Origin of the sequence: Tunturiibacter psychrotolerans (assembly GCF_051013365.1) — a bacterium.
In the GTDB taxonomy this organism is placed as follows: Bacteria; Acidobacteriota; Terriglobia; order Terriglobales; family Acidobacteriaceae; genus Edaphobacter; species Edaphobacter psychrotolerans_A.
In genome coordinates this window covers 3,323,160-3,337,827 of record NZ_CP132941.1, presented here as the reverse complement: position 1 = coordinate 3,337,827, position 14,668 = coordinate 3,323,160, and the positions used below count along the sequence as shown (strand labels likewise).

Annotated in this window: 8 protein-coding genes and 1 tRNA gene; 5 read left to right on the top strand and 4 right to left on the bottom strand. The window is 54.3% G+C overall.

Features of this window, described 5'->3' with window-relative positions; translation table 11 throughout:
* Nucleotides 1-197: 197 nt before the first annotated feature.
* Entirely contained in the window at nt 198-1,922 is a 1,725-nt protein-coding gene (locus tag RBB76_RS13860) for a TIGR03118 family protein (RefSeq protein ID WP_433963428.1), read from the bottom strand.
* Between the two features lie 576 nt (nt 1,923-2,498).
* On the opposite strand from RBB76_RS13860, the gene RBB76_RS13855 reads away from it, so the two are divergent.
* Both RBB76_RS13855 and RBB76_RS13850 read left to right on the top strand, forming a co-directional pair.
* Complete coding sequence (locus RBB76_RS13855) at nt 2,499-3,635, top strand: di-heme oxidoredictase family protein (RefSeq protein ID WP_429631168.1); 1,137 nt, start codon at nt 2,499-2,501, stop codon at nt 3,633-3,635.
* Between the two features lie 304 nt (nt 3,636-3,939).
* Nucleotides 3,940-4,404, top strand: a complete 465-nt coding sequence (locus RBB76_RS13850) for a hypothetical protein (protein WP_429631170.1) — start codon at nt 3,940-3,942, stop codon at nt 4,402-4,404.
* A 224-nt stretch (nt 4,405-4,628) separates the two neighbouring features.
* On the opposite strand, the gene RBB76_RS13845 is transcribed toward RBB76_RS13850, so the two are convergent.
* Nucleotides 4,629-5,705, bottom strand: a complete 1,077-nt coding sequence (locus RBB76_RS13845; protein ID WP_429631172.1) for a hypothetical protein — start codon at nt 5,703-5,705, stop codon at nt 4,629-4,631.
* Nucleotides 5,706-7,516: 1,811 nt separating this feature from the next.
* On the opposite strand from RBB76_RS13845, the gene RBB76_RS13840 reads away from it, so the two are divergent.
* Nucleotides 7,517-8,347 (top strand): PD-(D/E)XK nuclease family protein, encoded by an 831-nt coding sequence (locus RBB76_RS13840; RefSeq protein WP_433963427.1) that lies wholly within the window; start codon nt 7,517-7,519, stop codon nt 8,345-8,347.
* Nucleotides 8,348-8,644: 297 nt separating this feature from the next.
* Here the strand turns inward: RBB76_RS13840 and RBB76_RS13835 are convergent.
* Nucleotides 8,645-8,734: transfer RNA gene (locus RBB76_RS13835), tRNA-Ser, on the bottom strand.
* A 345-nt stretch (nt 8,735-9,079) separates the two neighbouring features.
* Here RBB76_RS13835 and RBB76_RS13830 point away from each other — a divergent pair.
* Complete coding sequence (locus RBB76_RS13830; RefSeq protein WP_429631176.1) at nt 9,080-10,543, top strand: hypothetical protein; 1,464 nt, start codon at nt 9,080-9,082, stop codon at nt 10,541-10,543.
* A 129-nt stretch (nt 10,544-10,672) separates the two neighbouring features.
* Entirely contained in the window at nt 10,673-13,225 is a 2,553-nt protein-coding gene (locus RBB76_RS13825; RefSeq protein ID WP_433963426.1) for a putative bifunctional diguanylate cyclase/phosphodiesterase, read from the top strand.
* 38 nt (nt 13,226-13,263) lie between these two features.
* Here RBB76_RS13825 and RBB76_RS13820 read toward each other — a convergent pair whose 3' ends face one another.
* Nucleotides 13,264-14,646 carry a TolC family protein gene (locus tag RBB76_RS13820; protein WP_429631179.1) on the bottom strand — a complete coding sequence of 461 codons (1,383 nt, stop codon included), beginning with the start codon at nt 14,644-14,646 and terminating at the stop codon, nt 13,264-13,266.
* Nucleotides 14,647-14,668 lie beyond the last annotated feature (22 nt).

Genomic DNA, 14,668 nt, shown 5'->3' with positions numbered 1-14,668 from the left:
GCTTCGACCGACGCTGCGAAAGATGCTCGCCATTCGGCATCGTTTGAACCGTAGTAGCTCGAGGCTCACCTCCCGCAACCGACTAAGCTTTTCTTAGCCCCTGGCTCTGAATTACTATGCACAAACGTCTATAAACTCCCTCTCCAGCAAAGGCAAGGGCTGCCTCTAGGCAGCCCTTTGTTAGCGCGAAATTTAGGCTACTGCACAGTGAAGGTGACCGTGACGCTTTGTGTAATCGCCCCCGAGATTGCATTGACCGTAACCTGTGTCGAAGCGGGTGCCGCGGGAGTTGTACTAGCTGCCTGTTGCGGAGATGCTGACGAAGAGCAACCGGTGATTGCTGCCGTAGTCACCACCAGCAGGAGAGCAAAGAGAGATCCGCGTGCAAGGATCGATTTGCGTTTCAGACTGGCGAATGCAAGCAGACCAACCGGGCCGATGAAGGCTAGGGTGATCCCGGCCCGCGACTGGAACAAATTGACAGGATGATTGGAAGATCTGTTATAACCACCGCCAGTCGGTGGTGGAGCTGCTGTGGCTGCTGGAGCGATGGCTACCGTAACCGAGGTTGTTCCAGAGCCGGAAAGCGTGACCGACGGCTGACTGAAGGTGCAGGTGACCGAGGCGGGTGTGCAGGAAAAGGTCACAGGGCCTGTGAACCCGTTCGCTGCGGCGAGTGACAGCGTCACGTTCCCGGCCGTCTGCCCTGTAGCGACTGTAACCGAACTGGCGGACGCTTGAAGGGTGAAGTTGGCCGCTGCCGGCTGGGCGACCGCGATCGAGCCGAAGAGACCGCCCTTCTCTCCGTTGATACCGGCCGCGAAGTACAGGGTGTTGGGATCGCCCAACGTTGTGGTCTGGCCGCTGTTCTGTCCGAAGAATATCTCCCACAGGCCAATGTTCGCGATTGGCGTGCCCGCGCTTGTGTTCAACGAGCCGATGAGCGCAAACGTCTTGGGATCGAAAGCGTTGATCACGCCGTCTCCGAAGTTGCCGATCAGAAGGTCGCCACCGAAGCTACCAAAACCCGCGGGAGCAAGCGCCATCCCCCACGGCGCATTCAATACGCTTTGACTGGCGACTCGCGCGATGAAGTTTCCATTGTTGTCGAACTCATTGACATAGCCGAGACCTGCGCCCACGCTCTCACCAGTTGCGGCGTTGACCTGGGCATAGGTCACATAGACGTTTCCGCCGATGCTGTGGATACCAAAGGGCGAATAACCCGCGGGCAATGTCGGATCGGCAAAGCTACCCGTAAGAGCGTGCGCAGCAAAAGTGCTGTCGAAGACGTCTACGGTGCCTTGTCTGAAGTTAGCCGCAAGCAGGAACGTTCCAGTTGCGTTGGTGTCGAGCGCGATGTCTGTGTAAGAGGCCTTGGCGGAGTTATTGACCACCGTCACCGCTTGCGTCCCGCTGTTCACATTCCAGGCGGCGATCGTGCCGTCAAGGGTGCCGAAGAGGAACAAGGCCGATGTGCTGCCCGGAATGTCGAAGATTGCGTTGTTGCTGTTGTATACCGTGCCGCTCGGACTGCCTTGCGCCGGCGCGGGAGCTGCCGCCGGTATCGTGACCGAGGGCAGCAACGGTACCGCAGTGGCACCAGCGAGGGTGTCGACCGCCACCGAGCCACTGCCCGCTTTATCGATCCAAATGGCTGGACCGACTGAAACGCCCCAGGGATTGATCAATGTGGGATCGGTTACAGTTGCCTTTACTGTCGCACCGTCCGAGATGATGTTTGTCTGCACATACGTGCTGCTAGTTTGGGCTAAAGCCCCGATCGATAAAACCCCAGTGAGGGCGACGAGTACAACTGGGTAGAACCAGTTCTTCCCGGCTCTTGCGCTAAAAAAAACTGAAGCTCTCCGAAGCGTCGGGGAAGCGTCGTGGAAGTAGGACTTGAAATTACTGACTAACATAGTGATCTCCTCTGCAACATAAAACTGAGTAAGGTCACCGTTATTCCTAATGCTCCCTCAATAATTTGCACACTAAGCGCGACACATATCTGAAGCCAGACTTGTTCCCAAGAGTCCTAGGTGCGCTCCTTGATTCTCCAAGAAGGAGTAGGCCAACGGACTCTCTGCACTTCCGCCGCGCTCCATTCCCCGTTTTGCATTTTCCTCGGTTGTTCCGTCAGCTCCATTTCCTCCTTCACGTAAATTTTCTGCTCCGAGATGGGAATAATCTTTGCCCTACTCAGTTTGGATACAAACAGGCCTCTGACTTCAAGCCGGAGTTGTAGATCTTTCCGTCTCGGCTTTGTGGAGTTGAGGTCAACGGATCAGCCAGCTTACGTCCTGCACGTGCGTAGGCGACTGGTGTTTTTTGGAGGAACGCTCATGCTCATGACCCATTGGAGAAAGGTTCTCCTGTGTTCTTGCCTTTTCGCGATATCGATCGCGTTGGGTGCGGGACTCGTTAGAGTCGCAGCGAAGTCAGCAACTGAAGCCCCGGCAGGGTTTAACACACCCAGTTTCAATAGTGCACAAAGCGTGAGCAACGGAATCGTCGAGCCAGCAGGAGACACGTTTGCTCGGGATCAGCAGGTCTATGAGGAAAACGAGACGGTCGCGCAAGGGCTTGGACCTGTGTACAACGCAACCAGCTGCGTTACTTGTCATCAAAATCCGAATAGCGGGGCAGCCAGCCAGATCACGGAACTCCGGGTTGGTCACAATGATGAAAATGGCAATTTCGTAAACCCGACCATCTTTATCAACGACGGGAAAAACACGATCACCGGCAGGTCCATTGTCAACGATCGCGCTATCGGTCCGGAAGCCCAGGAGACCATACCTGCAACAGAAAACATCCGCACATTACGCGCTGCCCTCAACACCCTGGGGGATGGATTTGTGGAAGCCATCGACGACAAGACGCTGATCGCAATTGCCGAAGAACAACCGGAGTTGAGCGAAGGGAGAGTTCATGGCGAGGTTGTACAGGCCCCAATTTTTGAGGCTCCTGGACAGACCCGCGTGGGACGATTCGGCTGGAAAGACCAGCACAGTAGTTTGCTCTCTTTTATTGGCGATGCCTACCTCAATGAGATGGGAATCACTAACCGGCTGCGCCCTACGAATGTTACTACCGTCCTCAACACTACGACCGGCGTTGAAGATCAGCCAGATGATCTTGGGTTGGCTGACATCGACCACTTTGCTCAGTTCATACGCGGCACTATGGTTCCACCTCGAGACACGGTACTTGCCGCGACCCCCGCAGCTTTAAAAGGCCAGGAACTGTTCAGGCGGGTCGGTTGTGGTGTCTGCCATGTGCAATCCATCACCACAGCCCCTACAGGGACAGTTATCGATGGTGGTATGTTTACCGTTCCAGAGGAACTGGGGGATAAGATAATTCATCCTTTTGGCGATTTTTTGTTACATGACATAGGAACTGGAGATGGGATCGTCCAGGTTGGGCCCCAGGACACAGCCAACAAATTAAGAACTGCGCCACTTTGGGGATTACGCACAAAGGCCCGCTTCATGCACGACTTGGGGTCATTATCTATTGATAACGCTATCTCGCGTCACGATGGCGAAGCCCGCCAGCCCGCCAGACTTTTTAGAGAGTTGAGCCCCGAAGAAAAACAGGCGTTGATTACCTTCCTGAAAACACTGTGACTGTTGCGCTGCGAGCAGCACCCTGGTTGACTACGTGCGGACTCGCGTTCGCATCGGATCTCAGTAGTGGCCTGCGGTTCGAGTGCCTTCGTGGAGGATTCCAACCTCATCGCTTCGGTTGACTAGTGGCAACGGCTGACGCTGTCCTTTCATTTCGTATAGGCACGAAGGCCGTTTGTCCAAATTGATGGAAGTGCAGCAGAGATTTCTAGCTGATTTTTTACCTTCCGAAGGGAGCGAACGAGATGCGCGTCGGTTCAGAAAATCTATGCGTTTTTAGAATCGGCTGTTCGTTAGGAGCAAGATGCGATTCTTGTCCACCGCCATAGTTATAGCCATGCTCTCACTGACTTCTGCCTACGCTTCCGCCTCAGGCCAGGACGTCTCAAGCCTGGGTGACAGTGCAACCGCTCTCGCCGTGCTTTACGCTAAAGCGGATCAAGCTCCGCCGAGAGACAGATGCTTCCTCTATGCCGAGCTCGTGAGCCAGATGACGGATCTGGCCGGCAAGCAGCTCCACTCCGGTGAGTCCGGGCAGGCTTCGCAGACCCTCCAACTCGTGCGTCGATATGCCGAGAAGATTCATGAGGGCGTTACAGATGACAGCAAAAAGCTAAGAGATGCCGAGTTGCTCATGCGACGCGCTTCCTTTCGCCTCAAAGGCATTCTCAGCGCTGCTACGTATGAAGACCGACCGACTTTGGAAGTGACATTAAAGCAGTTGAATGAGGTTCAGTCAGAGCTCCTGATGCAGGTCTTTAAAAAGTAAAGTGCGGCTGAATCCACCTTTTTTCGAGCTGTGTGATCGTGCATTTCCTCCACGATGAATTCAGTCGAATGGAGCTGAGTGTCCAAATTCGACAGCGTCAGGCGTAGCTCGCAGGCGCCAAGAATGGCATAAAGCGCTGAGATGATCAATGTCTGAGGATAAGAAGTAAGAGTAAAATCCGTCGGCGAAGAGGGTCTCTAAGCCGACGGGTCGGGCTATAGCCGTTAGCGTCTGGCCGCATCTGCTGCAACAGCGAGCTCCTGCAGTGTTTTGAGGAACTTCGTGGTCTGACCGAAAAAGAGTCCATCAGCGGTGAAGCTTTCTATCGTAGCGACTGCGCCTCCAAATTTATCGGTTATAGGACGAATGACGGCGCAGTGGGGCAGGTTGGGGCTGATGAATTCGCAAGGGACTGGAAAGATCAGGTTTGGCTGAACCAAGTTGGGCGGAAGCAGCGGGGGACTGTTGAAGAAATCAGGGAACGTTAGGCCCCGATCCGTCACCGGAGCAACAGGGGCTTGTACTCCGTTGCCTGCGAAGTCGACCCACTCGAGAAAGTGAGCGATTTCGTCTCCTCCGATGCCAAGGGTGATCTCAAGCACCTCCGGATGTTTCACTTTTTGACTCAAGGCTGCGTACAGACTGGCGCCCCCTTGCTCAATGTATCCGAAGTGAAAGGCAGCTATATTCGCTATCACCTGAATGTGATTAGTATCCTTGAAATCAGCATTGGTGATGGGAATAGCGGTACGGTTATTGATGTTGATAGCTTGCGGAAACGTGGCGCCAAAGTCAGGATTGGTTGCACTGCGGTAGCGAACGAACCAGCTGGTGTCCACGTTGAGGTGCATAAGGTTCGTAAGGCGTCCGATGCCTGTTGACCCTGTAGCAGTGCTTCCCTGCAATGTACGAAACTCGTCCAGGTTGACCGGCTCGGCTCCCTTGGATTCCAAATAGCCGTTGAGGAAGGTAGCGTGACTCACTTCATCGAGTGTGTTGCTGCTGATGTACTGCGGACCGTCTCCATCGAGGTTCAAGAATGCAGCCTGGTAGCTATTCATTGGAGGAGCCGGGACTACCTCCAGAGGAAGTTGGTTCGGGGTGAGACCCCCCAGTTCTGCGTACTGTGTCCAAAGGTCCGACTCAAGCAGCTCTGCCGCTGCAAGAAATCGGAGGATAGCGATATCGCCCGCATCGAGCCTACTGTCTCCCACTCCAAATTGTGCATGGGCCGAAGTTCCATTTGCTAACAAACCGACGCCGACTGTAGCTGCGCCTCCTGTAAGAAGACCGCTCTTCATGAAAGAACGGCGGTCAACTGTACGCTTAGTATTGCTTCCTTGATTTTTCATCATTGTTACCCGTCCTGTTTCGTGTTTAGCCTTGTCTCTTTTGCGAACAAACCAGGACATGCGACGGAGCCTGATGCTTTAGGCGCGTCAGTACGTCGTTGGCGTGTCTTGTAAACGGCTGTTGGGCTTGTGCAACCGTCGGCAAAGTTGATGACGGTTCTAACGTGTCATAAATCCACGGGTGCGCATAAGTCGTGGGGTGTCCAATCCTCCTGTGTGCGCGAGTGCATGGGTGAATGGGACTGTTGATCACATGACACATGAGACGCGTTGCCAATCAAAACTGATGACCAAGCCCTTTATTCCGTTTTTTTTGAAGAAAGGCTTAAATTAGTTACTAAGAGCAAAAAACCATCACGCAATTTCTTTACACTCTCCAATCGCGGCGGATCAATCTCTATCGACGTGAACGGAAAAGAGGCAACAGGACCGCTGCAGGTCCCAACAACGTAGACTCCGCATCCCCCCTGACTTGGCATCAGCGGGCATCACTGTAACTTGGCTCCGAGGTTCTTTGAGATTCGCCTTAGCAAGGGGAAGAATGTTCTTATCGTCCACATCTTGACCGGCGGCAACATGAATTTGGCGTATTTTGACTTCAAACGGGATCACTGACGCAAGGGATGCGAATTGTTACATCTCAACTCAGCCGTTCCTTACACGGAGCCTTCGGGGAGTTTGCCGGCCTCCTCCCCACTCGTCTAAGTCCGCTTAATGCACCAGTATGGGAATCTCTCGCTTAATCAGTTCGATGATCGACGTGTAGCGAACTCGCTTTTCGGGACTGTCGGCCCTCTCGGCCAGCTCGGCTAGCTCAGCCACCGAGGGCTTTAAACGCAAAGGCAAATCGCGCCCAATAGTACTTCAAATCGTCATGCTCCCAGTCCGCATAGGTGGCTTCCCAGCTTCAACCTCCTTTAGCCTTGTTTGGAAACACTATCTCGAGCGGAGAGACGGCTTCGTCATAGGTTTGAAACCGGCAATCGACTGAAAAACGAAGGTGGCTAGAACTACTGAGTGTCGAACTATGCACCGTCAAGCTGTGGAAGAAGATAGCATCTCCTGCGTTGATCCTCCCACCTAGGCGCTCTTTGTGGCCCTCAGACTAGGCCAAGCCCTTCTGAGAGCCGCCCAAAGGCCCAGATCAGCCCCTTTTCTGGTTAGGTGGCGTCGAATGCCCCGTAAACGCTGACTGAGAGTATGGTCACCTATGGGTAACGATTGCCCCTGCAAACTGGTACTAACCTCACCAAACGAATTAGGGGGGTAATCGCCTTGAACCATGAGTGTTTACTGGGTTTCTGCGAACCTTGTATAGCTCATACAAACTACCCCAAACACCCCTAGATCGCCCTTTCACGGCGATAACAGCTGTCAGAGAAACACGGCCATACCGGGCTGAACCAAACGCAGCTTTGTAAGAAATCTCTCCCGCCCTCCGACTTGGAGAAACTTGCCCACACCCACGGAATGACGAGAGGTGTCAGCATCTCTGGAGATAGCGCTGAGCGAAAGAAAGGTAATTTTATGGGGATTTTTGTGAGATTCTGCCGTAGCTAATCGCTACTCCGAAACTTCACGAAGTAAATGGCGGTGGACGCAGTCTACAGCGAACCGCTCTCCAGCCGAATTCCCGTTAACAGGGATAAATACAGGGATGTTTTCAGAGTTTGTGCTCAAGTTCTTATGCCGCAGTGGCTATATTCTCCTGAGTAGCCGGGACTTACCACCTAGCCTTACGCAAACAAATAGAAGTTCGCATGCCTCGAATGCGCGAAGCGCTCCAGGAGATCCTAGCTGACAGGCAATTGCTCACAAGTCGAGGGTCAGTCGTGGCAGGTGCGTCCGTACCGCGCGGAGGTGACCATCAAAGGCGTGCTCTCTCGCCTGGTACTCATTTCGAAGTCAATTTACGTGACGCCGATCTCATGTGGAAGGGTCGGGTAGACATGCTCATCCTTTCGGAGGAGGGGTGCTCTATATCTGACATAAAGACTGGACAACCGGATGATAGCCATCAATTGCAATTGCAGATTTATGCTCTCTTGTGGAGTGGCGATTCAGATCTGAATCACCGCCAAACTCCTGTAATAAGCCTTCAAGTCGGCTATGGTGCAGGCGTTACAACCGTCGAAGTTCCGACCCGGGATGAGTCATCTGTTTTGAGAGCCGATCTGTTGATGCGTACGCTGCAGATCAGGCAAGAGCTTAGCCTTCCAATAGTGCCCGCAAAGCCCTGTTCCGCCAACTGCGGCTACTGCCAAGTGAAATTACTTTGCGACGACTTCTGGATAATTGCACCTACAATTGCTTCACCCGCCGATCGGTTTAGACATATAGAGTTGGTTCTCACTCGTCAGGAATCCGATTCCGTTTGGGTTGCGACCACAACTTCACTGGAAGCAGATTTCAAGAAAAGCGAAGTGTTCGTAAAGAGGCCGTCTGAGCGAGTCTCCTTTTGGGCCGAATTGAAACCTGGGTTCAAACTCCGCCTGACAGATGCCATGGTTACCTACGGACAACCAGACGCGAAGCCTCTCATTTCGATCACCGCAATAACTGAACCGCTACTCATCCCAGCGGAACCTTAGAGTTTTAGTTTGCCCGCTTCGAGAAATCAGTTCCGGATTGGATTTTCAAGAGTTTTTAACGCAGTGCAAACAGAGAACAAAGACGCAGAGACTTGATGGCGGCCTAACAGCCGTTTAAACCGGCGGTATCCTTTGGAGAAATATCTCCAAAGGTCGGAGAAGGAAGGAGAGTGAACCCACTCTCACTGACCTAAAGCTTTTTCTCCAGGGCGTTTCTAGATCCGAGTTCGCGAAAATGCCCCGGAACTGCCAGTTTCGGGGCTAAATTCTCTCGCATCTTATTAAGTCTAAAGGTACTGGCGGAAGAGGAGGGATTCGAACCCCCGATACCCTTTCAGGTACGCCAGTTTTCAAGACTGGAGCCATCAACCACTCGGCCACTCTTCCTGTTTGAAGTTTATTACGCAGCAGGGGAATGCGCAAAAGATATGATCCTCGCCGCTTCCTCGAAGCTACGGTCAGCAAGGGTCACTTCTTCTGCCATCCATGGAATCTATACTGTTAGATAGCCGCGCGTACACCGTTGCAAAAGAGAGTAACAACCGACACTTGCCTAGTTCAATTCCCAATCGAACGGAAGGACACTACGCGTCCTCGTTGTCGCATAGTGAGCCAAGAGCGGAATTCACGGGGCCCGAGCGTGGACTCGTGTGGCTGTTGCGAGTTTACGGCGCGATTTGTCTGACTTTCCTGATGATTGTTCCGAAGTATTTTCTGCCTGCAGAAGATGCAATGATTTTATTTGCATACAGCAGAAATCTTGCGGCTCATGGGGCCATCACTTTTTTTGCAAGCGGACCACATGCAGAAGGCGCGACAGATTTTGCGTGGATGGCGCTGGTCGCGGGAGCGATGCGGGTTGGACTCGATCCTTACTGGTTTTCGGCGGTGATCAATGTGGGTTCACTCCTCGGTCTGGCGATGGTGTTGTTGCGGCTGGGGGCCGTCCGAATTTCGATGCTGCGAGTGATGACGATCGCGGGATCGGCGGCGTTGTTTCCGCAGATCTTCGCAGCCGCTTCGGGTTTTGCAGTTCTTCCCGATGCACTCCTGCTCGCATTGCTGATTCTGCTGGTAACTGAGGGCCGCGTAACGTGGGCTTCGCTTGCTTCGCTGGCCCTCTGTCTTTTCAGGCCGGACGGAGTGGTATTTGCGCTGCCGTTGCTGGGTTACCTGGTGGTGTCTTCAAATGACCGGGTCAGATCGTTCGGGAAGGTGGCGGGAATTTTTCTCGCGCCGGGGATGCTTTACTTCGCGTGGCGAGTGCATTATTTTGGTGAAATTTTCCCACTGCCTTTTCTGGTGAAGTCGGATGCAGAACGTGTGCTCGGGCTAGTGGTCGCTCACTCGATGCACCTTAGCCTAAAGTACCTGCTCTTCGACACCGCTGTGCTGTTGCCGGGTATCATGGCTCGGGGCCTGCGGCCCAGGTATCTGTTTGTCAGTCTAATTGCGGTGCCCACTGCGTTCTACTGGATGATGCGCCTTGATCAGAATATTGGCGACCGCTTCTTCTTCTATCTGCCGCTGACGGCTGCTCTTCTGATTGCGCTGCATTGGGAGCAGACGACACTCTCATCACGCAGAATTTTGTTGGGAGTCGGAGTTGGTGCGTGGCTGCTTTTGATTGCAATGCCGTTCTATCGTGAGCTTCGTACTTTTCGTGATATGCAATTTAACGAAGCGAAGAGCATTGCGCAGGCGCTGAGCGAGATGCCCGAACACGGCACGATGATTACGACGGAGGCTGGTTTTCTGCCGTACTATTCGGGCTGGACGACCTATGATCCCTGGGGTTTGAACACTCCGGAGTTCGCCCATCGATTTATACAACCTGCAGATGTCGAGCGTTTGCGGGCGGATGTGATTGTTGCGCATCCCGATCAAGCGGAGAGCTGCCTCATCCAGCCTGGGTGGCAGTCGCACTATGGCAGCCGGACGTGGCCGAATTTGACTAGGAATCTTGTGATCGGCGCTCGCGATTCGCGGTATGAGTTATGGCTGATCTCTTATGGCTCTGAGTTTTATCGGCAGCGGAGGCGTTGGCATTATGGCGAGGGGGATCGCGAGTGCTGGTTTCTGCTGCGGGATTCGCCTCGCTACTCCGGGATCGCGGAAGCGCTTCGTCGGCATCATGGAGTTGCGCCCCCGGAGTCGATTCGTCTCGAGGAAGACCACGTTGCAATTCGCAACTAGTTGATGGCTGGGCAATCGCACCAAATCGGGGCGCCCGAGCGGCCTCCGCCTAACTTCGAGCTACCCCGGCTTACGGTATTGAAGATCGGGCCGATAAAGAAGCCAGGACTGTCTAACTTGGAGCCTTCCTTGCCTTCGCTGAATTACCAACTGGAATCACGGTCGCGGATTGGAAATCGGTTCTTTTACGCCCTGGTCGTACTTCAGGTGGCGATCTCGGTTGGCAGTCTGCTTGACTCGCACTCTTTGCGAAGTGCGGAATCGACGGTTCTGAAAGACAGGGCTGCGCTCACATCGTATCGGTCGCAACTTGACAGCCTCCAGAAGCTGATGGAGGGAGGGCATGCCGGAAGGGACGACTCGGGGACCCTGCGAGCATTGGCAACGACGCTGAGTCTTTCTTTACATGCGTTGGCGGAGACCGGTCCCCTGGACTTTGCGACACACTCGTCTGCTACCGCCCGGCAGGCGGAGGCGTTTCGACAATTAGCAACGAGGCCCGTTGTCGATTCAAGATGGACTGCTGACTACGATCGGGAACTGAAGGAAGTCGCTCAATCTCTGGAGCACGAGCGGGCTGCAACCAATACGGCGGAAGAAAAGTTTTTGAGTCAAGCACAGAAAATCCAAAAAATCCGCTTGTACGTTGAACGAATGGATGCCGCAACGCCCTTGCTTTTGTTGAGCACGATCTTATGCATGACATGGCTAAAGCGGGAGATGCGCCTGCAGGTCGCACACGGCATGAAGATTGAAGTCGAACTTCGGCAGGAGCGAAGTTCTCTCGAAAACCGCATCGAGGCGCGCACCGCGGAGTTGCAGTCCGAGGTCAAGGAGCGAATGCGGGTGGAACACTTGAACCGCGGGAGAAACCAGGTGTTGGAGATGCTCGCGCGTGACGAGCCCACAGAGGAGATCTTCCGAGTTCTGGTTGAGGTTCTTGCAAGACATCGCTCGACGTGGGCCTCCGCTCTTCATCTGCTCGAGGATGGAACTCTACATCTGAAGGCCTCGACGGACTTGCCAGAGAAGCTCGTCCGAAATTTACAACAACTATCATCTGGGATGGCCGGGGTGCCGGAGTTAGAGGCTCTCGGCAAGGACAAAGCGCTGATACTTTGTGACCTGGCTGCAGATCGCAAGCCGTGGACGGAACTGCTGCGCGCCAACGGTATTCAGTCATTGTGGTCGGCTCCGTTTTTTGGGCCGGACAAGAGTCCTCTCGGAACGCTCACAGTCTATACGCTCCTGCGATATGCTCCTTCATCGGCTGATTTGGAGCTTCTGGAGACGCACAGCCAGATGGCGGCGATGGTTCTCGAACGATGCCGTCTGCAGGACGAGTTGCGACGTCATGCCCACCACGACAGTCTGACTGGACTTCCCAACCGACTGCTTGGGCAGGAAAGGCTGGCTACTGCGATTCGCCGCGCTAAACGAAACGACGAATCGATAGCTGTGCTGTGGATCGATCTGAACAAGTTCAAACAGATTAACGATGTGCATGGGCACGCCGCAGGAGATTCGGTGCTCCGGCAGGTCGCTGAGCGGCTTTCGAAAAGACTGCGGGAGAGCGATACGGTCGCGCGAATGGGTGGCGATGAGTTTATGGTTGTGCTCGAGGATATACCGGGGCGTGCGGATGGACAGAGAGTAGCCCAGACCCTCCTCGATACTCTAAGACAGCCTGTAGCGTTTCAGGATCTGCAGCTGTCGATTACGGCGAGCATCGGGATAGCCCTCTTCCCCGACGATGGCGACTCCGCCGACGAACTTGAGCGTAATGCTGATCTGGCGATGTACGAAGCAAAGTTCGGCAATTATGGGACGCGCGCGTTCTCTTCGGTGCTAAACCAGGCTCTGATCGATCGTCGCGAACTCGAGCAAGAGATGGCTTCTGCACTGAAGCACGGCGGCTTCGAGCTACATTACCAACCACAGTGCGATCAAAGCGGCCGAGTGGCTGCTTTCGAGGCGTTGCTTCGATTTACTCATCCAACTCTTGGCGTAGTGCCTCCCTCACGCCTGGTTCCGATAGCCGAGGAGAGCGAGATGATCATCTCTCTTGGGACCTGGGTACTGCGAGAGGCGTGCCGGCAGAATCGGCAGTGGCAGGTTGAAGGCTATCCACCGGTACGTGTTGCGGTGAATATCTCGTCGATGCAGTTTGCTCGCGAGGATTTTGCGGATCGAGTTGCGGAGGTTCTCGAGGAGACCGGCCTCGCTCCTGAGTTTCTGGAGTTAGAACTGACAGAGAGTGTCGTGGTGAAAGATTTCACCGAATCTACCCGTCAGTTGCAGCGGCTGAAGCGGCTTGGCGTGAGTATCGCGATCGATGATTTTGGCACGGGGTACTCCTCGCTCAACTATCTGCATCGACTCCCGATCGATCGGTTAAAAATCGACCGCTCTTTCATCCAGGTGCTGAATACGCCGAACAGCACGCTACCTATCCTCGAGGCTATTATCTCAATGGCTAAGAATATGGAACTGGGGGTGGTGGGTGAAGGAGTGGAGACGGATGAGCAGATGGCGATGCTTTGTTTGAAAGGGTGCGATCTTTTACAGGGTTTCCTCTATTCACGGCCAGTTTCGGCCGATCGTGCTAAGTTTTTACTGCAGGCGGGACCTTTGTATGAGTCGATGCTGCGTGAGGATGCACTCGCTGTCGCCGCAGTATGAGCCGCTTTTCCGAGCCCCGAGTGCTTCTCCAAGAACAACTACTTTGGCATCTGGCCAATGGTGCGTTTGAGATCTCCTTGTGCGAGCGACAAGCCGAGGGTTGCTTCAAGCAGTGATGCGCGTGCGGAAACTGACTTCGCATGCGCTTCGGCACGGGCCGAAGCGAGAGCGGCGTTCTGCTCGAACTGACGATCTGAGAGACGGGAGGCTTCAACTCTTACGTCAAGGGATTCTTTGGCGACGCCTACCATCTGCTGAAGCTGCTGGACCTTGTCATACGCAGTCTCTACCTGCACGGTGATTTCATCTTCGAGTTTCTGCAGACTCAACTCAGCCTGAGCGAGTATGGTGTGGGCATCTTGGATTTGAGCGTTCCTGCGGCCGCCGTCGAAGAGATCGTAGCTGAAGGTGACACCGAAAGCTCCAAAGTTGTGCACGAGGAAGGAGATTCCACTCTGATAGTCGTAGTGCGCGAATGCCGTGACATCGGGAATGTAGGCGTCTTTCGCAGACGCCAGGGATGCCTTCGCTTTTATGACTGATTGTCGCGCGGCCAGAAGATCAGGATTGTTGGCCTCGGCTAGATGAAGACACTCTTCACGGGATGGGAGGATGAGCGGCTGTTCGTTGGCATCGGGCTCCAGATGCAGTTCGGTGTTCAGGGGAAGGCCGAGTAGATCGTTGAGAGAGAGCGTGAGGTCATGGAGGTGGAGTGTCTGCGTCAGAACGGCCTGCCGGGCGTCAAGGAGAGCTGCGTGGCTTTCGAGCGCTACGACCTCGAGCGAATGACCTCGCGTGACGTCGTCGGTGCTCTCCTGGAACTTCACTTCACCGGCAGCTACTTCTTCAGTAGCTGCGTCTCTCTTGAGTTGGGCGATCAGGATGTTGTAGTAAAGCTGACGTGCGTTGAGGGCTACTTCATCCTCGGCTTCAGAGAGCTTAGCCTTTGCGGTGTTTATGTCAGCGGTCGCAGCGCGATTGGCCTCGTGAACTTTGAGCAGTTGCGTGGTCGGCTGGTTGAGAGAGGTAATGCTCTGGTAGGACGTGAAAGTGCCCTGACTGAGGAAGAGCTTTTGCCCCGGGATGGGCCCGGTGGCCGCGGAGTTACCGAAGGCGCCCGCAGGAATGTCGACTCCTTCAACCTCGGTGACATGAAGGAGGGCGAAGTGGTTCGCAAGCTGCGGGTAGTAAGAAGCGCGGGCGATCTCTTTTTTATGCCTGCTGTCGTCCACGGACAACTGCGCGAGTTTGAGGCTGCGATTTTGCGCGAGAGCAAGATCGATTGCCTGAGAGAGCGTGAGAGTTCTAGAGGGATTGGCTTGCGCATGGACGGCTGTGCCTAAGACGAACGTGGCGATAGCCCCGAGCAGAAGATATGCGAGGAGTGGATGCGAAGAGCGATGGGTTTGACGGAAGCGCATAGGATATTTCCTGGAAGGATTT

Excerpts from the sequence above, each read along its gene's own strand:
- RBB76_RS13820 (WP_429631179.1), bottom strand. The coding sequence starts at position 14,646 with ATGCGCTTCCGTCAAACCCATCGCTCTTCGCATCCACTCCTCGCATAT.
- RBB76_RS13850 (WP_429631170.1), top strand. The coding sequence starts at position 3,940 with ATGCGATTCTTGTCCACCGCCATAGTTATAGCCATGCTCTCACTGACT.
- RBB76_RS13840 (WP_433963427.1), top strand. The coding sequence starts at position 7,517 with ATGCCTCGAATGCGCGAAGCGCTCCAGGAGATCCTAGCTGACAGGCAA.
- RBB76_RS13830 (WP_429631176.1), top strand. The coding sequence starts at position 9,080 with ATGATTTTATTTGCATACAGCAGAAATCTTGCGGCTCATGGGGCCATC.
- RBB76_RS13845 (WP_429631172.1), bottom strand. The coding sequence starts at position 5,705 with ATGAAGAGCGGTCTTCTTACAGGAGGCGCAGCTACAGTCGGCGTCGGT.
- RBB76_RS13860 (WP_433963428.1), bottom strand. The coding sequence starts at position 1,922 with ATGTTAGTCAGTAATTTCAAGTCCTACTTCCACGACGCTTCCCCGACG.